The sequence below is a fragment of the Maribacter sp. 4G9 genome, assembly GCF_002742265.1.
Taxonomy (GTDB): domain Bacteria; phylum Bacteroidota; class Bacteroidia; order Flavobacteriales; family Flavobacteriaceae; genus Maribacter.
The window spans coordinates 33,401-52,008 of sequence record NZ_MDGL01000179.1; the positions used below are offsets into that span (position 1 = coordinate 33,401).

Annotated in this window: 14 protein-coding genes; 12 read left to right on the plus strand and 2 right to left on the minus strand. The window is 41.8% G+C overall.

Annotation, left to right across the window (positions count from 1 at the left end; all coding sequences use genetic code 11):
* The first annotated feature begins 1 nt into the window (after nucleotide 1).
* The 11 genes from BFP75_RS18630 to BFP75_RS18680 all read left to right on the plus strand — a co-directional run bounded on the left by BFP75_RS18630 (nucleotide 2) and on the right by BFP75_RS18680 (nucleotide 13,941).
* On the plus strand, nucleotides 2–898 hold the full coding sequence (locus BFP75_RS18630) for a DUF58 domain-containing protein (protein ID WP_099546837.1): 897 nt from the start codon (nucleotides 2–4) through the stop codon (nucleotides 896–898).
* The gene (locus BFP75_RS18635; protein WP_099546838.1) at nucleotides 899–2,185 is read left to right on the plus strand and encodes a BatA domain-containing protein; all 1,287 of its coding nucleotides are present in this window, start codon (nucleotides 899–901) and stop codon (nucleotides 2,183–2,185) included.
* A complete protein-coding gene (locus tag BFP75_RS18640) occupies nucleotides 2,182–4,386 on the plus strand; it encodes a tryptophan-rich sensory protein (protein ID WP_099546839.1) in 2,205 nt (734 codons plus the stop codon). Before BFP75_RS18635 ends, BFP75_RS18640 begins: the two co-directional genes overlap by 4 nt.
* Complete coding sequence (locus tag BFP75_RS18645) at nucleotides 4,376–6,106, plus strand: hypothetical protein (RefSeq protein WP_099546840.1); 1,731 nt, start codon at nucleotides 4,376–4,378, stop codon at nucleotides 6,104–6,106. Before BFP75_RS18640 ends, BFP75_RS18645 begins: the two co-directional genes overlap by 11 nt.
* Nucleotides 6,107–6,157: 51 nt before the next feature.
* Nucleotides 6,158–6,886: a type III pantothenate kinase gene (locus tag BFP75_RS18650; RefSeq protein WP_099546841.1), complete on the plus strand. Its 729-nt coding sequence runs from the start codon at nucleotides 6,158–6,160 to the stop codon at nucleotides 6,884–6,886.
* Entirely contained in the window at nucleotides 6,887–8,173 is a 1,287-nt protein-coding gene (locus BFP75_RS18655) for a hypothetical protein (protein ID WP_099546842.1), read from the plus strand.
* A gap of 39 nt (nucleotides 8,174–8,212) precedes the next feature.
* On the plus strand, nucleotides 8,213–9,583 hold the full coding sequence (locus tag BFP75_RS18660; protein ID WP_099546843.1) for a tetratricopeptide repeat protein: 1,371 nt from the start codon (nucleotides 8,213–8,215) through the stop codon (nucleotides 9,581–9,583).
* Between the two features lie 2 nt (nucleotides 9,584–9,585).
* Nucleotides 9,586–10,191 (plus strand): LPS export ABC transporter periplasmic protein LptC, encoded by a 606-nt coding sequence (gene lptC, locus BFP75_RS18665; RefSeq protein ID WP_240531834.1) that lies wholly within the window; start codon nucleotides 9,586–9,588, stop codon nucleotides 10,189–10,191.
* A complete protein-coding gene (locus BFP75_RS18670) occupies nucleotides 10,184–10,387 on the plus strand; it encodes a hypothetical protein (RefSeq protein WP_099546844.1) in 204 nt (67 codons plus the stop codon). Before lptC ends, BFP75_RS18670 begins: the two co-directional genes overlap by 8 nt.
* Before the next feature lie 62 nt (nucleotides 10,388–10,449).
* Nucleotides 10,450–11,676: a hemolysin family protein gene (locus BFP75_RS18675; RefSeq protein ID WP_410504100.1), complete on the plus strand. Its 1,227-nt coding sequence runs from the start codon at nucleotides 10,450–10,452 to the stop codon at nucleotides 11,674–11,676.
* Nucleotides 11,677–11,820: 144 nt separating this feature from the next.
* A complete protein-coding gene (locus tag BFP75_RS18680) occupies nucleotides 11,821–13,941 on the plus strand; it encodes a peptidylprolyl isomerase (protein ID WP_099546846.1) in 2,121 nt (706 codons plus the stop codon).
* A gap of 49 nt (nucleotides 13,942–13,990) precedes the next feature.
* On the opposite strand, the gene BFP75_RS18685 is transcribed toward BFP75_RS18680, so the two are convergent.
* Complete coding sequence (locus tag BFP75_RS18685) at nucleotides 13,991–14,896, minus strand: GYDIA family GHMP kinase (protein ID WP_099546847.1); 906 nt, start codon at nucleotides 14,894–14,896, stop codon at nucleotides 13,991–13,993.
* Complete coding sequence (locus tag BFP75_RS18690; RefSeq protein WP_099546848.1) at nucleotides 14,897–16,213, minus strand: hydroxymethylglutaryl-CoA reductase, degradative; 1,317 nt, start codon at nucleotides 16,211–16,213, stop codon at nucleotides 14,897–14,899.
* A 207-nt stretch (nucleotides 16,214–16,420) separates the two neighbouring features.
* Here BFP75_RS18690 and BFP75_RS18695 point away from each other — a divergent pair, with 207 nt between their 5' ends.
* A complete protein-coding gene (locus BFP75_RS18695) occupies nucleotides 16,421–18,586 on the plus strand; it encodes a S9 family peptidase (RefSeq protein WP_099546849.1) in 2,166 nt (721 codons plus the stop codon).
* Nucleotides 18,587–18,608: the final 22 nt, after the last annotated feature.

The following is an 18,608-nucleotide window of genomic DNA, read 5'->3' on the forward strand; positions in this document are numbered from 1 at the left end:
TTTGAATACGGACTACAGGGAACTTTTTCAACCGCAAATAATCAACAGTGTATCTGGCTTGGCGTTGATCGCAAGGGTCATTGTTGATGGTTTTATGTCGGGTTCCCATCAGAGTAGGCGGGTAGGCCCTGGCCAGGAATTTAGCCAGTATCGCGGGTATCAACCGGGGGACGATATGCGCCTTTTGGACTGGAAAATGTTGGCCTGGTCTGGACGCTATTATATAAAAGAGGCCGATATTGACACCCAGGTCAACGTAAAGTTCATTGTAGATACCAGCGCCTCCATGCTGCACGAGGAAGCGGGCCTTAGGAAAATCGATTTTGTACGGGTCCTCGTCGCATCGCTGGCCTATCTTTCCCATAACCAAGGCGACATGGTGGGGCTTTATGCGCTTAACAATTCAGGATTACGGAGTGTCTATCCGGCAGCGCACAAAAAACATTATAATCGGATTTTATATGAATTGATCGAAATGAAGGTGGGAGGAGCGTGGCCCGAAAATCTGGAAGATCTTGAAAAAGTCCATCAAAGAACCCAAAAGGAATTATTGTTCGTCATCACTGACATGCATGAATCGGGTACCGAATTGACCCATTGGATCCAAAACCTGAAGACTTCCAGAAACGAAGTGGTGGTATTGCAAATACTTGGTGAAAACGAACTGGAATTCCAGTATGCCGGGGCATTGGTTTTTGAGGATTTGGAAACTGGAAAAAAGGTGAAGGTTGATGCTAATAGTGCGAAAGATGCCTATCTAAAATCCTTGGAAGCAAATTTATCGGGAATTAAGAACGAATTCCTTTCCCGCAATATCAGTTATGAATTGTTCAGCTTGAACAGTCCAATATCCCAGGCACTCCAATTATTTTTAAAGAAAAGAATCGCATTGAAATAAATGACGTTCCTACAACCTACATATCTTTGGGCCCTTTTTTCCTTGGCAATTCCGTTGGTTATACACCTGTTGAACAGGGGGGACATAAGGACCATAAAAGTGGGAAGTGTCAAATTTCTTAAAGAGTTCGATACCAAGCAATCCAGAAAAATAAAACTCAATGAGTTGTTATTACTCCTTTTGAGAATGCTTTTATTGGGTCTGGTAATTTTATCCATGGCAGAACCTCAATGGAAAATAAATACCCCAAAAGCACCAATTTCCTATTTCATTGAACCTGCATTGGCAGATGAAGCAGGGTTTATGTCCTTTTTGGATTCCCTTCCCCAAAACAATATGAAATGGTTTTCCCAAGGTTTTCCAGAATTTGGGGTTGAGGTGAACCCACAGGAAACGGTTCATTATTGGCAACTTGCCCAGAAGTTACACGAAGTTCCTTCCGATAGTTTTGTGGTCTTTACAAAAGGACTTGTTAAAGGCATACAAGGCGCCAGACCCTTGTTGGCCCAGAAGGTTCGTTGGGTCGTTGTAGAAAATGAACATAGGATTGACGAAACTATAGCGGCCAGGAACGTTGGGGATTCCGTTCAATGGTATCATGTCACGAGTAGTTCCCTTTTGACAGATTTGAAAATAGAGACCTTGGCCAATACGGATAGCCGGATAGTTTTCATGGACGGGGATAGCCTTGGGTTGATGGAATCGGGTAGAACCTTTAAAATTCCAGCCCTAAAGAATGACACCCTTGACGTGCTCATAGCCTATGACGAGGCGCATATGCGGGAGATGCACTATTTTTCGGCCTCCTTAAAGGCCATTGGGCAATACGGTATGCAAGCGATCCGTCAGCAAAAACTGGAAAGCGCGGTGGAGTTTGAGGAACAAGAATCATTGGACCTATTGATTTGGTTGCGGAGCGATAAAGTGCCCAGTATAAAACAGCCCACGATAGCAATGGTAGAAGATTCCTTGGCCAGTTCATTATTGGAAAAAACGGAGTTCAAAAACAGGTACCACCTTACAAGAAAATTGAACATACAGAATAGCCTGGAAGGCAATCTGACCAATGCCTTGGCAAGTATACTGCTACCAAATGATACGGTATCGCAAAAAATGAACGCTTGGGATGGGCGTGTAGTGCCGGAGGCTGCAATGGCCACTAATTTTTCCAATGAAGAGATTGGACAACCACGCTCCAAAAACATGGATATTTCCCCTTATATCTGGTTGTCCATTGTTCTGGTATTGGTAATGGAGAGAATACTTGCTAAACTAAGGAAGCAATGAGGGAGCCTAAGGAAATATTACGGAGGGCATTGAACACATGGCGGTTGATCAGGGGTGCCGAGGTGCTCGTAACGGGCTTGGCCGCCGGTATGTCCACGTATTTTCTCTTTTCAAATGCAATGGTGGCAATGGCCTGTTTCGTAGGGGTGCTTTTGGTTGCGATGCTCTATGTAAAACCTTGGAAATACACCCTGGAGCATATCTGTTCCCGTGTAGATGAAACCATTGCGCCTATGGAACATAGTACGGCACTGATATTGGCAAATGAAAGCGAATCGCCCCTCTTGTCCAAAATTCAACGGATACGGGCCGGCGAAACCCTTAAAAGGCACCAAGGGGAGATCCGCTTCAAACATTCCCTCCTGCCTATAACCGGACTATCACTGATCGCTGTTTTGGGGGCTTGGTTGCTCCATGTTTCGGGTGTTTTTCAGATAGGTCATTCAGCGACACAGATACCAGAGGCCGATGTGGTGAATTTTAAGAGATTGGATGCTGTCAATAATGAAATGACACCACCAAAAATCAGCAAACAAGAAATTCGCATTGCCTATCCAAACTACACCCAAATGCCCGATGAATTTACGACCCAAATGAACTTGCGTGTCCTGGAGGGCTCCAGGGTATCTTGGAACATCGCCTTTGACCAGCCTTTGAAAGGGGTACAACTACAGATCGGTGAAGATTCGCTCCGCATGGATTTTAGAAATAATTCCTATTCAAAAACCATGGTGGTCGATTATGCCAATTTTTATGCCATCCAATTTGAGGATGCCCTTGACAAGGTCTATCTATCCGATTTATTTGCCATGGAGACCTACAAGGATGAACCTCCGATAATTGAAATCGAAGGTCTGCCCCAGTTCAGTTCCTTCGAATTCGAAGGTCCCCAAAAACTCGCATTCACCACAAGTTTGAAGGATGATTTTGGCTTGACCGATGTCGCCATCGTTGCCACGGTGAGCAAGGGCAGCGGTGAGTCCGTCAAATTTAGGGAGGAACGGTTGGGATTTTATACCAAGTTGATTCCTGGGACTAAAAATCAGGACTTTTCCAAGATCCTGAATTTAAGGGGGCTTAAAATGGAACCTGGGGATGAGCTTTACTTCTATGTGGAAGCGACTGACAACAAACGACCCAGACCCAATATTTCTAGAACGGAAACTTTTTTTTCTGTCATAAAGGATACCGTGACAGATCAATTTGCCATAGAAGGCACCTTGGGTGCCGATTTAATGCCCGATTATTTCAGGAGCCAACGTCAATTGATCATCGATACGGAAAAATTGATTGCGGATAAACCCACCATTGAAAAAAAGGAATTCAACTTTAGGAGCAACGAATTGGGTTTTGACCAAAAGGCCTTGCGCATAAAATATGGTGAGTTTATGGGCGACGAAAGTGAGGGAGGTCCCGTGGTTACTGAAGTAGAAACCGTGACGGCAGAAGATCCCTTAGCGGAGTACACCCATGACCATGATGGGTCCAATGAGCACAACCTAGTTGCCGAGGAACACGATCATGAAGTTCATGCCGATGAAGGCGACCAAGAAAACCCCTTGGAAGCCTATGTGCACAATCATGAGGACCCTGAGGCATCTACCCTGTTCGCCCAGTCCTTAAAGAGCAAATTAAAGCAGGCCATGGCAGAAATGTGGGATGCCGAACTATATTTGCGACTTTTTCAGCCGGAAAAATCCCTGACCTATCAGTACAAAGCCCTCAAGCTTATACAGGAAATAAAGAACAGCGCGCGTATTTACGTGCATAGAATCGGGTTTGACCCGCCTCCTATAAAAGAGGACAAACGCTTGACAGGTGACCTAAAGGAAATAGGGAATTTCACCAAGGACGAAACCCTGGAAATGGAAGACCTTTACGAAGGCATACGAAACGCGGTGGCACGCCTAGAAGTTTTGTTGGATACGGATTTGAGGATTAAAAAAGCAGATAAGGAATTGTTCAACAAAGCTGGAAACGAACTGGCGAGGAAGGCCATTGAGGAACCGGGCACGTATTTGGAGACCCTGCAAATGGTCAAATGGTTGTCCCAATCCGAAAACAGTACTGAACAGCAATTGAAAAGTACCCTAAAAGGCTTGTATCAGGCCCTGCCTAAAAGGCAAAGATTGCCACACAAGGATGGGCGTTTTGATAATCAATTGAACAATCTTTTTATAGAAGTGTTGAATGTGGAGTAACTTGTCTTTTGAGAATAGCGAATGGTTCACGGTCGTGGTATTAACGGCTCTATTACTTTGGGGCATATTTGTTTGGAAGACCTGGAACGGAAGGGCGGAAACGCGTTTCTATTTGAACGGTTTCGTTGGTTTTGTGGCTGTTCTGTGTTTATCACTGTTGTTTTTGAGACCTACCTTCCTGCAAAAAGCCAGGGGCGAGGCCATCTTGTTGACCAAAGGGTATCAAAAGGAGACCTTGGACAGTATAAAAAGAACCAACCGTAGGATTTCCGTTTTGGATTATAGACCGGGAATGGACCTTTCACCAACATTGGATTCCATGGACCATGTATTCATTTTAGGTCATGGGGTCAGGGAGTATGATTTATGGCAATTTACAAGGGGCCACATTTCCTTTATCCCCTCAGAAGTTTCCGAAGGAATTGTTAGACTAAACTATAATCAGAGGGCTCAGGTGGGGGATGATTTAATGGTTGAAGGGATTTATAAAAATCAAGATCCGCAAACGAAATTGATTCTAAAGGGGCCCGGGGGCGATGCATTGGATTCCGTAATGGTATCGGGTACAGGAAACCAACGATTTCAATTGAAAACAAACCTGAAGGCACGCGGAAAGTTTTTATACCATGTACAGTCGAACAATCCTGCTGATACCATCAAGACAAATCCATTGCCCGTATATGTAGATGGCAACACACCTTTAAATATTTTGATTATCAATGAGTTTCCATCCTTTGAAACCAAGTATCTGAAGAATTTTTTGTCCCTGGAAGGGCATCGGGTAATCGTAAAAACAAAACTTACCAAACAGAAGTACAAGTTTGAATATTTTAATTCGGATAGGTTGCCCATCTATTCCCTGAACAGGGATAATATAGCATCCATTGATTTGATCGTTTTTGACGATCGATCCCTGAATAATCTTTCCAAAACGGAACAAGCAGTGTTGTCAGAAGCCGTAAACACGGAAGGATTGGGGCTTTTTGTGCAACAAACTGGAAATCGGTTTCAGACTAAAAATGGTGTAGGGGATTTTGACGTGCTTCCCGTTGAAGAAAACACCCTTAAAATTGAAGCGGGAACAAAACCTCTTTTGGAGAAATATCAAGTAGACTTTACCACCACCGGACTAACAGCAATGCGCTTTGGGAATTATGGATATTCCAAACAAATTGGGCATGGTCGTATTGGAACCACTACCTTAAAAAATACGTACCAATTGGTCTTGGACGGGAAGCATTCGGAATACAAAGAAATATGGACAAGCATGATCAATGGAGTTCGAAAACTGTCCAGGAAAATGACCATGTTTCGTTCGGATTTCAATTGGGCCTTTGTCAACGTACCTTATGAATTTTGCTTGTTTACTTCGGAAGTGAATCCCAATGTAGGTTTTGGAAATCAATATCAGGTACCGCTTATAAAAAATCCTGTTGTTTTTGAGGAATGGCAGGGTACGGTCTATCCTAAAAATAAGGGTTGGCATCAATTAGTGCCCCAATGGGATAGTATTCATACCCAAAATTTTTATGTAATGGATGAAGGAAGGTGGAATGCTTTGACAAACCAAAACACCTTAAAACTGAACAAAAGATTCTTCAATTCCGCCGTTTCTAGTTACCAAGATAAATTTTTACCGCAAAGAATCCCTTCGATTTGGTTTTTTGTGGTTTTTTTATCGGCCATGGCGTATTTATGGCTAGTGCCCAAATTAAGGTAGTTCCATGCGTGTTTTTATTCATAAAGCCATTCCGTTTTATAACTTTACAGCATGAATTTAGTCGTTGATATTGGAAATACCTTTGTAAAATTTGCTGTTTTCGACAATAGCACCCTTGTTTTTGATGAGCGCTTTAAGTTAGGGGAATTTACCACTAGGGTCAAAAAACTATTTAAGGGGTATCCTGGTATTGAAAGGGCGATTTATGCATCGGTAGGCGCTATGGACAAAAAATACTGGAACGTTCTGACCTTGTTCTGCAAGGTACATGTGCTGTCCCACCAGTCCAAAGTACCGTTCAAAAACAGTTATGCAACGCCCCAGACCTTGGGTATAGATAGAATCGCCTTGGCTACGGGGGCATTTTATCATGCACCCCGTAGTAATACCTTGGTCATCGATGCCGGTACCTGTATCACCTATGATATGGTGAACGATTTTGGCGAGTATATTGGTGGGGCCATCTCACCGGGGTTGGAAATGCGATACAGGGCCATGCACCAACAGACTTCGGCCCTGCCACTTCTGCAAGTAGAGGCACCCTTGGACTTGATCGGGAATACCACGAATAGCAGTATGCACAGCGGAGTCGTCAACGGCGTCTGTGCCGAATTGGATGGAATTATTGATCAATATGCAACCCGATTTAAACATTTAACAGTTATTTTAACAGGGGGTGATACTCATTTTTTGTCTAAAAGACTAAAAAATACCATCTTTGCGGATTCCAAATTCCTACTAAAGGGACTTAATTATTTGCTGGAATACAACAAGCACTAAATGATCAAGAAAATTGTAATTGCAATAGTGTGCATAGCCTCAGCGAGCATGTACGCTCAAAATGGTACTGTTTCTCCCTATTCGTTTTTCGGTATTGGTGACTTAAGGACTTCGGCAACGGTTGAAAACCAAATGATGGGTCATATAGGAGTGTATGCGGATAGCATTCACCTGAACTTACAAAACCCGGCGGCCTATGGTGAACTTGGACTCGACGTCATGGACAAAGTAGGCTTAGTTGTTTATACGGCGGGCATTTCAAACAAACAGGTACGTCTTAAAAGTTTTACCGAAGAGCAAAGTAGCTCCTTGACCACTTTGGATTATTTATCCTTGGGTTTCAGTTTGGGTAAAGGGCTTGGAATGGGCTTTGGGATTATGCCCTATTCTTCCGTAGGCTATAATTTTGTGGATGAAGGTGCTAACAATGGCCAGGCCTTGACCAATATCTTTAGTGGCGAAGGCGATCTGACCAGGGTATATTATTCCATTGGATATCAAATAATCAAGGACCTAAGTTTAGGTGTGACCATAAATTACAACTATGGAACCTTGTCCAATGAAAGGCTCCAACAAATAGAGGATGTTCAGTTTGGCACCTTTGATAGAAGATCTTCGCAAATAAATGGGTTTGATTTCAATTACGCGCTCTTGTATACCCCACAGATCAAGGAAGATCATACCTTACATACCTCTGTGCGTGTAAATACCCAAGGAAATCTTGTTTCAAGGAACAATCGGAACATAGGTTCATTTTCAGTGGCCAACGGAGGCAACATAGAAAATATAGCTATTAATTTGGATGCCAATAACCTGAGGAATACAGAATTTAAAATACCTACTACTACAACATTGGGAGTGGGTTATGGTAAGGATTTCAAATGGTTTTTGGGTGCGGAATACAGCTTTCAAGGATTGAGCGCCTTTGAAAATCCTTTTTTGGGGACAACCAACATACAATACAACGATGCCAGTTCAATAGCTTTGGGAGGTTTCCTTACGCCCGATGCGAGGTCGTTCGATAGCTATCTTAAAAGGATTACGTATAGGGCTGGGGTGCGTTTGGATAGGACCGGAATGGTGGTCAATGACGTGGACATAAATAATTTTGGCATAACTTTTGGTTTAGGGTTACCACTAGGACGAAGTTTTTCCAATCTTAATGTTGGCTTTGAACTGGGAAGAAGGGGAACCACTAGGGCAGATTTGATAGAGGAGAGTTACTTTAAGGTCAATATAGGCCTATCCTTAAACGATCGATGGTTTCAAAAACGAAAGATTAATTGATATATTTTTAGTACATTAACCACTTTTAAAATTAGAAAGATGAAAACTAAACTTTACTTCACGGCAATTATGTTCCTTGGGATGATGGGAGTAAGTAATGCACAGGCGCAAAATCCTGAATGTATGACGAACTTGTCCATATTTTCAGAGCATGCAAAGGTAAAAAACTATGAAGCGGCCTACGAGCCTTGGAAAAAGACATACGAGGCCTGTCCTCAATTGAATAATGCCATCTATGTATATGGAGAGCGTATTCTGAATGATAAAATAGAAAAATCTTCAGGAGCGGAGAAAGAAGGCTATATCAATGAGCTTTTAGGGCTATACGATAATAAGTTGGTTCATTTCTCTTCCAAAACCAGTAAAGGGGAAACCATGGTGGACAAAGCTATGGTTAAGTATGATAACAAAATGGCCGATGATTCTGAAATGTATGCAATGTTATCAGAAGCCTTTACCAAGGATAGGGACAATTTCACCAATCCAAAGGCTTTATACCTTTGTTTCTCAAGCTTGGTAGACTTGCACGATGCAGGGAAAAAGGAATTACAGGAAGTTTTTGATGTTTACGATGAGGTAACGGCAAAAATCGACGAAGAAAATGATAAGTTAACGGATAATATTGCCAAATTACTTCCCAAGGAAGAAGCAGGTACTTTGACCTCTAAAGAGAAAAGATCGCTAAAGGTGTACAATTCGTATTCTGAAAATTACGGTAAAATTGCCGGTAGTATAGATTCCAAATTAGGTAAGTTGGCAGATTGTGAGAATCTGATTCCATTGTACGAAAAAAGTTTTGAGGAAAAGAAAGGTGATGTAAAATGGGTGAAGGCCGCCGTAGGTAGAATGTACAGTAAAGAATGTACCGAAGACCCAATGTTCAAAAAGTTGGTCGAGGTACAAGCACAACTTGACCCCTCTGCGGATACCTATGTTTACTTAGGTTCCCTAAAGAAATCCAGCGGAGACACCAGTGGTGCGGTTGCGGATTACAACAAAGCATTGGAGTTGGAAACAGATTCCAAGAAGAAATCGAACATCGCATACAAGATTGCGACCAGCTATACAAGATCTAGTAGATCCACAGCAAGAAGTTATGCACAAAAGGCTATTGATGCCAATCCGGCGAACGGTAAGGCCTATTTGTTGATTGCGAGTTTATATGCCGGTAGTGCCAATGAATGTGGAAGCACTCCTTTTGAGAAGCGTGCAATTTATTGGAAAGCTGCTGATATGGCCAGAAAAGCAGGTAGGGTAGACCCTGCTTTAAGTGGAAGGGCCAGTCAAGCTGCGGCAAGTTATGATGCAAAGGCCCCGACCAAGGAAATGATTTTTAGTTCCAGCATGGCGGGACAAACAGTTTCCTTCTCTTGTTGGGTAGGTGGAAGCGTTAAGGTACCATCATTATAAGAATGACACTACATGCTGTAGATATTTTTAAGGGCATTGCCATGGTTTCCATGGCAATGCTTTTTTTTTCATGTAAGGATAATTACAAACGGGTAGGGGAAGAAGCCAAAAAAGAGGTTTTCCCACAGGGAGTCGCTGAAAATTTCGTCCTAACTTACACAGAGATGCAAGAGAACCTAAGTGCGGAGGATACAGGTGCTTCTAAGGTATTGGCCGTTATATCGGGGCCGTTGCGAAATGATTTTGAGAATTTGGCATTCCCCCATCAGACCTTTCCAGAAGGGCTATTGGTTGAAATTTTTAATGAACGGAATGAAAGAACGACCATTGAGGCAGATTACGGAATTTACTATACGGCAACGGCTATAATCGACCTTCAAGGTAATGTGATAATCAAGGGACAGGATGGTAAAAAATTGGAAGCTCCACAGTTGTATTACGATCAGCAAAATGAGTGGGCATTTACCCAAGAAAAGTTTAAGTTTACAAACCCGGAGGATGGAACGGTTATGGACGGTGAGGGAATGGATATAAAGAAGGACCTTACCTTTTTGAACGCACATAAAACCTTTGGTCTAATGTTGATTAAAGAAGATAAAGATGATTAAAATTTTAAGATATACGGAGTATTTGTATATAATCGTGGCTGCCTTTTCGATCTATAGGATTTTCACGGATTGGAATACCGATCGCAGCATGGCCTATCTTTTTATTTTTTTCGCGGTAATATCCATTGGAATGTTCTTTTTCCGAAGAAACTACCGCAAAAAGTTTGAACAACGCGCTAAGGATAATAATAAGTAGCGGTGGATAGTAGTATTGTAATTATTGTACTTTCCTTGGTATTTTCCGCTTTTTTCTCAGGAATGGAAATCGCTTTCGTTTCCGCGAACAAGATTCATATTGAAATTGAGAAGAAACAGGCCGGTTTTCTTGCAAAAGTGCTTACCCGCCTTACAAAAAGGCCTTCCAAATTTATAGCCACAATGCTCATTGGCAATAACATTGCCTTGGTCGTGTATGGACTTTTTATGGGAGAGGTGCTCATGAATTGGTTTTTGGGCATGAATACTCAAAATAAGGTTCTCAGGATTTTTTTAACGGATTTTAGCCTGTTGTCCCAAACCATTATTTCTACCTTGGTAATACTCATCACAGCAGAGTTCCTGCCCAAGGTTTTGTTCCAAATTTATGCCAACAGTCTTTTGAAAATGTTGGCCATACCTGCCTATATATTTTATTTGATATTTAGTATCGTTTCTGATTTTGTCATTTATATTTCTGACCTTATTCTAAAATATATTTTTCGCACATCTGGGGACGAGGTGCAACTGGCCTTTACCAAATTGGAATTGGGCGATTATATCACAGAGCAAATGGAAACCGTAGAGGCAGAAGACGAGGTGGATTCTGAAATCCAGATTTTTCAGAATGCCCTTGAGTTTGCTGAGGTCAAGGCCCGTGAGGTTATGGTTCCAAGGACGGAAATTACCGCCGTGGAAATTCATGAAACACCTAAAAATTTGGCCAAGTTGTTCACGGAGACGGGATATTCCAAAATTCTTGTATTTAAGGATACCATTGATAATGTAATTGGTTATGTTCATTCTTATGAACTTTTTAAAAAACCAAAAACGATCAAAAGTATACTCCTGCCTGTAGAGTTCGTTCCGGAAACCATGCTTATTCAGGATATTCTAAATGTCCTTATCAAAAAGCGAAAGAGTATGGCCGTGGTTTTGGACGAATATGGCGGAACTTCCGGTTTGATGACGGTAGAGGATATTGTAGAGGAGCTTTTTGGTGAAATTGAGGATGAACATGATACTACCGATCTTAGGGAAGAACAAATAGATGAACGGAACTTTTTGTTTTCTGCACGATTGGAGGTTGATTATGTCAACGAAAACTATAAATTGGAACTGCCCATTGGGGACGAATTCGAAACGTTGGGCGGACTTTTGGTCCATCAAATAGGGAAAATTCCGGAAAGGGACGCAGAAATTGTAGTTCAAAACTACAAGTTTACCGTAATTGAGGTCTCCAACACCAAAATAGACTTGGTTTCCCTTGAAGTTTTGAAGGATGATTGATTGAATTTTGGGATGGGCAGAGTATAGACCCTATCAAATTATGGATTACCCGCCCTACCGCATTTTACCCACCATTATAGTTTTTATTATTTCAATTAAAAATGGTAATTTCGCCAACTGATTTTAATTTTTTGATTCGATAAGATGGCAGTTTTAGAAAATATTAGAAAGCGGACCACGGTATTAATACTGATTATTGGTCTGGCACTTTTTGCCTTTGTGATTTCAGGGGTATTTACAAGTAGCAATTTTGGAGCTGGGGGCAAAGTGGGATCTTCCGTAGCAGAAATTAATGGCAAGGAAATTTCCATCGATGAGTTCAGGCAGAGGGTAGAGACCGCCGCGCAAAGGATGGGACCTACTGTTTCTTCCATGCAGACTATGAACCAAGTTTGGGACCAAGAAGTTAGAAGAAGTATCTTGGAAGAGCAATTTGAGAATTTGGGCATCGGTATAGAGCAAGATCAAATTGTCGATTTTCTAAGAACGACGGGTTATGCCCAGAACCCTGAATTTCAAAATGAAAATGGGGTGTTCGACCCAAATAGGTTTCGGTCCACGGTTTTGGATTGGAAGAACAACAATCCTGCACAGTATGATTTTTGGTTGCAGACCGAAAATGAAATAGTTCAAATGGCCAAGGAACAGACCTATTTTGATTTGATCAAGGCCGGAGTGGGAGCTACATTGAAAGAAGGTGAGTTTGATTATAAACTGGCCAATGAGAAAATGGATATTAAGTATGTAAGGGTACCCTATGCTTCAATTCCGGATAGTACCATAACCGTTACCAAAAGTGAGATTTCTGACTATGTCAACAAACACAAGGAAGATTTTAAACAGGATCCTGCACGTGATATCCAGTTCGTCTATTTTAGCGAGAAGCCCTCTGAGGCGGATGATATGGCCATAAAGGAGGAAATAACCAAATTGTTGGATGATACCGTTGAATACAATTCACAGACCGATAGAAATGACACCATAGCCGGCTTTAGGAACACAGAGGATATGGAAGCTTTTCTTGATAGACATTCCGATGTTAAGTTCGATACTATTTATAAGGCCAAAAAGAACCTTCCCTCTAGTGTTGCAGATACTTTAATGACCTTGAACGTAGGTGAAATTTTCGGTCCTTATAAAGATGCAGGTTCTTATAAAGTTTCCAAAATGATGGGAAGAAGGCCAAATGGCTCCGTAAAGGCAAGTCATATATTGATTGCCTATGAAGGTGCCACCAGGGCCAATCCAGAGGTAACTAGAACGAAGGAAGAAGCAGAAAAGGAAGCAAGCAGATTATTGGCGGAAGCGAAGAAATCAGGTGTGGTATTTTCTGAATTGGCCAGGGATAATTCTGATGGTCCATCTGCACCAAATGGTGGGGATCTAGGATATTTCCAACAAGGCACCATGGTTCCCGCTTTCAATGATTTTGCCTTTGGCAACGACATTGGAACGATTGGGATGGTCGAGACCGATTTTGGTTTTCACGTCATTAAAGTAGATGACAAGGAAGATTTGGTACAAATAGCTACCTTGTCCAGGGAAATCGTTGCTTCCGAAGAAACAATCAACAAGCTTTTTACGGATGCTACAAAATTTGAAATGGAGACCATTGAGGATGAAGGTTCCTATACTGAAATCGCCCAAAAAAGCGAGTATTTGGTTAGGCCGGTCAATAAAATAAAACAATTGGACGAAAACCTTCCAGGGCTTGGAGCACAGCGAGTAATAGTTCAATGGGCATTCAACGAGGATACAGAGGTTGGCGATATTAAGCGTTTTAACATAAACGATGGCTATGCCGTAGTGCAATTGACCGGAATCTATAGGGAAGGGCTTATGAGCGCTGAAGATGCATCGGCAACAGTATTACCGATCATTAGAAAGGAAAGAAAGGCGGCGCAGATTATTGCTGCAAATCAAGGAAAAGCAATGGATGCTATTGCTTCGGATAATAACACGACGCTTTCTACGGCTAGTGCCTTAACCGTAAAATCCCCTACCATTCCAGGTGCAGGAAGCGAACCAATTGTGGTGGGTACGGCATATGGGATGAAGGAAGGTGAAACTTCAGGCCTATTGGAAGGAAATACCGGTGTTTTTAAAATCGAAGTGACCAAAAGAACGGAAGCGCCAAAATTGGACAACTATGCCACCTATGCGAACACCTTGAAGACCAATGCGGCCAACAGTGTGAATACCGATGTTTACAACGCGCTTAAGGAATCTTCTGAAATTGAGGACAAAAGAGCTACTTTCTACTAAAACTTTTTCAAAAAAATTAACAATAGGCTCTCCCAGCGGAGGGCCTTTTTTATAGGATTATTTTGGCATAGGGAATGACAGTGGTATATCCCTTTTTACTGAAGTAGTCCATTTCTTCTTGCCTTCCCGTTGCCAATATAAAGTCACCGCCCCAGGCTCCTAGACTTTTGATACTGCCATGATAATCAGGGAACAATTGTTTCTTTATGGGAGGTGTATCTAATACTTCCGAGAGTAAATTTTCATGTTGATTCACCAAGGTCTCAAACCTCACAAGGTTCTTGGACTCGATCAATTGAGCGGTTAGGTCGTTTACTTTGCTAATGAGTGCTCCCTTATCTATAGCTAACTTGCGATATTTTGCTATGGCCTCCCTGCTATTTTGTTTTTTGTTCAAGTAGATAAAGAAAAGCCGGTCTTTAAAAATGGGGTCAAAATCCACTTTTTTTACTTCGGGTTTGTCTTCGATCTTAAGATATACTATAGGAGAGTCATTTTGGGCACAGGCAATATCATAGCCGCTGCCGCCAAACGTGGCCTTCAAAAGTTCATAAGGGTCAATTTGGGCCCACTGCGCTATATTATTGATGAGGGTAGAGGAAGACCCTAGACCCCAATCTTTTGGAAAGGTTAGTTTGGTATCTACATACACCCCTTGGTATGCTTTTAAAAAGTCAGGATTTAATATCCTTGCTTCCTTGAAAATTTCAACTAATCGCTGCGCGGAAATGATATCGGAGGTATTTAGAATCAGGAAATCTTTCAGGTCAATATCGGTAGTAAACCATGGTGTGTTTTTCTCGGTTAAACTTTGCCAATGGATTTGCCCTGTATTTGATTTTTTTACCGTTAAAAATTGACCGAATTTGGTGGGCAGGGCAAGACCTCTTGCCCCATCGAGAATGGCATATTCCCCCGTGAGCAGCAATTTTCCGTTACTGTAGAATTCCTCCATCTATTTTCGAAGGTTTTCAAGGGCATTCAAGACCCCCCTGTGGGTAACCGTATGGGTCTTAAAGTATTCAATGAGGGTCGCTTTCTCTTGTTCCGTAGCGGCATGTTGGTTGAGGATATTCATTAGGTGCATTTTCATGTGTCCCTTTTGGATGCCTGTGGTTACCAGTGAACTGACAGCCGCAAAATTCTGTGCCAATCCGGCCACGGCCACAATCTGCATTAAATCCTTGGCCGAAGGTTTTTGCAATATTTCAAGGTTTAGTTTTACTAAAGGATGAAGTTTCGTTAGTCCTCCAACCGTTCCAAGTGCAAGTGGAATCTCAATCCAGAAATGGAATATATCACCTTCAATTTTGGCATGGGTAAGACTGCTATAAGTCCCATTTTTTGCTGCATAGGCATGCGCCCCGGCCTCAATGGCCCTAAAATCATTGCCCGTGGCCAAAACAACCGCATCTATCCCGTTCATGATGCCTTTATTGTGGGTGACCGCCCGGTAGGGCTCCACTTTGGCAATTTCTACCGCCCTGACCATTTTTTCCGCAAAATCCTTAGGTGATATTTCTTTTGAGATGTTCAGTTGGTCAATAGGGCAACTGACTTCAGCTTTTATCAGACAATTGGGCACATAGTTGGAAAGAATGCTCATAACAACTTCAATCTGCTTCTCCTGCTCGGAAAAACTGGAGTAGTTCAAGGCTTCGTTTTTAAGGGTTGCCGCAAACTGCTCCAAACAACTATTGATGAAGTTGGCTCCCATGGCATCTTGGGTTTCAAACGTACAGTGAAGCTGGTAGTAATCTTGCAGGTCACTGGATTTGTCCCGTAATTCTATTTGGGAGATGCCGCCACCACGCTTTTCCATACTTTCCGTTAGATGCTTTGCATCGGATATCAATGTCGACTTTATTTTGGTAAAAAAGGATTCCAGTTTGGAATAACTCCCTTTAAAAATGAAGTGGACCTGTCCTACTTTTTCGGTCCCTAGGACCTCGGTTTTAAATCCGCCCCTACTGCCCCAAAACTTAGCTGCTTTACTGGCTGCGGCAACCACGGAACTCTCTTCAATGGCCATGGGAATGGCATATAATCTATCATTGATCAAGAAATTTGGGGCAATGCCCATCGGCATATAAAAATTACTTATCGTATTTTCTATGAATTCGTCATGGAGCTGTTGCAACTTGGAATCGGCATTCCAATACGTTTCAAGAATTTTTTTGGATTGAACGGGGTTTTGTGTGTAGTTGGTAGCAATCCATTCTATTTTTTCTGATTTGGAAAGCGTGGAAAAACCAGCAATAGGCTTCTTCATTTTCTAGGGTTTCGTGGGTAAAGTCTGTCACTTTTACGGACAAAAAAAGTCCTTGAAATAGTTGTTTTAAGGGTAAAGATAATGATATTGGACATAATCTAAACCAACGTGAAAGCATCGTTAAAAAATGGGTCTTTTTATGGGTAATCCGAGGTTTTTTAGAGAATTAGTGGTAAACTTGGATAATTTAACAAATTTCATCATTACATGCGAAAATTATACATTCTAGCACTTTGCTTGATTAGTTTTCAATCCGCGATTATTGCCCAACAAAAAAAGGTTACCGTAGAGGAAATTTATTCTGGAACATTCAGTACCCAAGGTCTTGATGTGCTTCGTTCCATGAACAATGGGAAACAATACACCGTTTTAAACTTTGACCGAAATACTGGAATATCCACCATAGACAAGTACGATTATAAGACCTTGGAAAAGGTGGAGACCATAGTTTCTTCGGCGAACTTGGAGGGAGTTGAGAACTTTTCCTCCTATGAATTTAGTAACGACGAGTCCAAGGTAATGTTGTCAACTGAAGTAGAATCAATTTTTAGGAGGTCTACCTTGGGTGTTTTTTATGTGTTTGATCTCGCTTCCAAGAAGTTAATCAAGATTAGCGATGAAAAAATCCAGGAACCCGCCTTGTCTCCCAATGGTAACAAAGTGGCCTATGTAAAGGAGAACAATCTTTATATCATGGATTTGCCCACGGGCGAAACCCAACAGATGACCATGGATGGTAAAAAGAATGAAATTATCAATGGAATAACGGATTGGGTCTACGAGGAAGAATTTGCTTTCGTGAGGGCCTTCGAATGGAACAGTGATGGTACTAAAATAGCGTTTTTAAGGTTTGATGAAACCAATGTACCGGAATTTTCCATGGACATGTACGGTACGGAAAAATATCCTTCCCAAAACGTGTTTAAATACCCAAAGGCCGGGGAGGACAATGCTATTGTAAGTCTTCATATGTTGGACGTTGGTAGCGGTGCCATTTCCAAGGTAGATTTGGGAAATCCTTATTACATTCCACGTATCAAGTGGATGAACAACCCCAATTATTTGAGTGTACAGACCATAAATAGGCACCAAAACGATGTTCGATTGCATGAAGTGAATGCCAATACGAAAATGGTAAGGCTGCTATTACAGGAAACAGATGATGCCTACGTGGATATTACGGACGATCTTACCTTTTTGGCGGACGATAGTTTTATTTGGACGAGCGAGAAGGACGGTTGGCACCATATATATCTTTATAATTCCGATGGGGAATTGATGAACCAAATCACCAAAGGGAATTGGGAAGTCACCCGCTATTATGGATATGACCAAAATGAGGATAAGGTATATTACCAATCTACGGAAAATGGCTCAATAAATCGGGGGGTTTATAGTGTGGAGAGCAGTGGCAAAAATAAGAGGGATTTGGCAGTGACATATGGAACCAATAGTGCGTCCTTCAGTGCTGATTTCAGCTATTTCATAAATTCTTTCTCCAATGCGACCACGCCTCCTGTCTACACCTTACATAAGGCCTTAACTGGTAAGAAGCTTAAGGATATAAAAGAAAATACAGGGCTTTTGAAGAAATTGGAAGGATACATCATCAATCCAAGAGAGTTTTCGACCATCAATATCAATGGAAATGATTTAAATATGTACATCATAAAGCCCCAGGATTTTGACGCTTCCAAAAAATATCCCATGTTGATGTACCAATATAGCGGCCCGGGTTCCCAAAGTGTCAGCAATACATGGTATAATGCCAGGGATTATTGGCATCAGACCCTAGTAGCTGAAGGTTATATCGTAGCCTGCGTGGACGGAAGGGGAACGGGATATAAGGGAAGGGATTTTAAAAAGGGCACGTATTTGAATTTAGTAAAGTATGAAACCGAAGATCAAATAGCTGCGGCCAAAAAGTTAAGTGAGAGACCCTACATTGATGAAAACAGAACGGGCATTTGGGGATGGAGCTTTGGAGGCCATATGGCCACAAACTCCCTGCTAAAAGGAAACGATACCTTTGAGATGGCCATCGCAGTGGCACCTGTTACCTCATGGCGATTCTATGATACGATCTATACAGAACGCTTTATGCGTACACCGGATGAGAATCCTAGCGGATATGATGACAACTCACCCTTTAATTATCCTGAATTGCTGAAAGGGGATTTTTTGTTGATCCATGGCTCAGGGGATGATAACGTACATGTACAAAACACGATGAGAATGGTGGAGGCGCTGGTTCAGGCCAACAAACAGTTTGAATGGGGTATTTATCCGGATAAGAACCACGGTATTTACGGTGGAAATACCCGAATTCATCTATTCAACAAAATGACCAATTTTGTAAAGGAAAACTTATAAGCAACCAATAAACCAAACAGAG

Bases quoted from the DNA above. Each gene is read 5' to 3' on its own strand.
- BFP75_RS18650 (WP_099546841.1), top strand. From the start codon at position 6,158: ATGAATTTAGTCGTTGATATTGGAAATACCTTTGTAAAATTTGCTGTT.
- BFP75_RS18635 (WP_099546838.1), top strand. From the start codon at position 899: ATGACGTTCCTACAACCTACATATCTTTGGGCCCTTTTTTCCTTGGCA.
- BFP75_RS18645 (WP_099546840.1), top strand. From the start codon at position 4,376: ATGTGGAGTAACTTGTCTTTTGAGAATAGCGAATGGTTCACGGTCGTG.
- BFP75_RS18695 (WP_099546849.1), top strand. From the start codon at position 16,421: ATGCGAAAATTATACATTCTAGCACTTTGCTTGATTAGTTTTCAATCC.
- BFP75_RS18675 (WP_410504100.1), top strand. From the start codon at position 10,450: ATGGAAATCGCTTTCGTTTCCGCGAACAAGATTCATATTGAAATTGAG.
- lptC (WP_240531834.1), top strand. From the start codon at position 9,586: ATGACACTACATGCTGTAGATATTTTTAAGGGCATTGCCATGGTTTCC.
- BFP75_RS18680 (WP_099546846.1), top strand. From the start codon at position 11,821: ATGGCAGTTTTAGAAAATATTAGAAAGCGGACCACGGTATTAATACTG.
- BFP75_RS18640 (WP_099546839.1), top strand. From the start codon at position 2,182: ATGAGGGAGCCTAAGGAAATATTACGGAGGGCATTGAACACATGGCGG.
- BFP75_RS18655 (WP_099546842.1), top strand. From the start codon at position 6,887: ATGATCAAGAAAATTGTAATTGCAATAGTGTGCATAGCCTCAGCGAGC.
- BFP75_RS18660 (WP_099546843.1), top strand. From the start codon at position 8,213: ATGAAAACTAAACTTTACTTCACGGCAATTATGTTCCTTGGGATGATG.
- BFP75_RS18670 (WP_099546844.1), top strand. From the start codon at position 10,184: ATGATTAAAATTTTAAGATATACGGAGTATTTGTATATAATCGTGGCT.
- BFP75_RS18685 (WP_099546847.1), bottom strand. From the start codon at position 14,896: ATGGAGGAATTCTACAGTAACGGAAAATTGCTGCTCACGGGGGAATAT.
- BFP75_RS18690 (WP_099546848.1), bottom strand. From the start codon at position 16,213: ATGAAGAAGCCTATTGCTGGTTTTTCCACGCTTTCCAAATCAGAAAAA.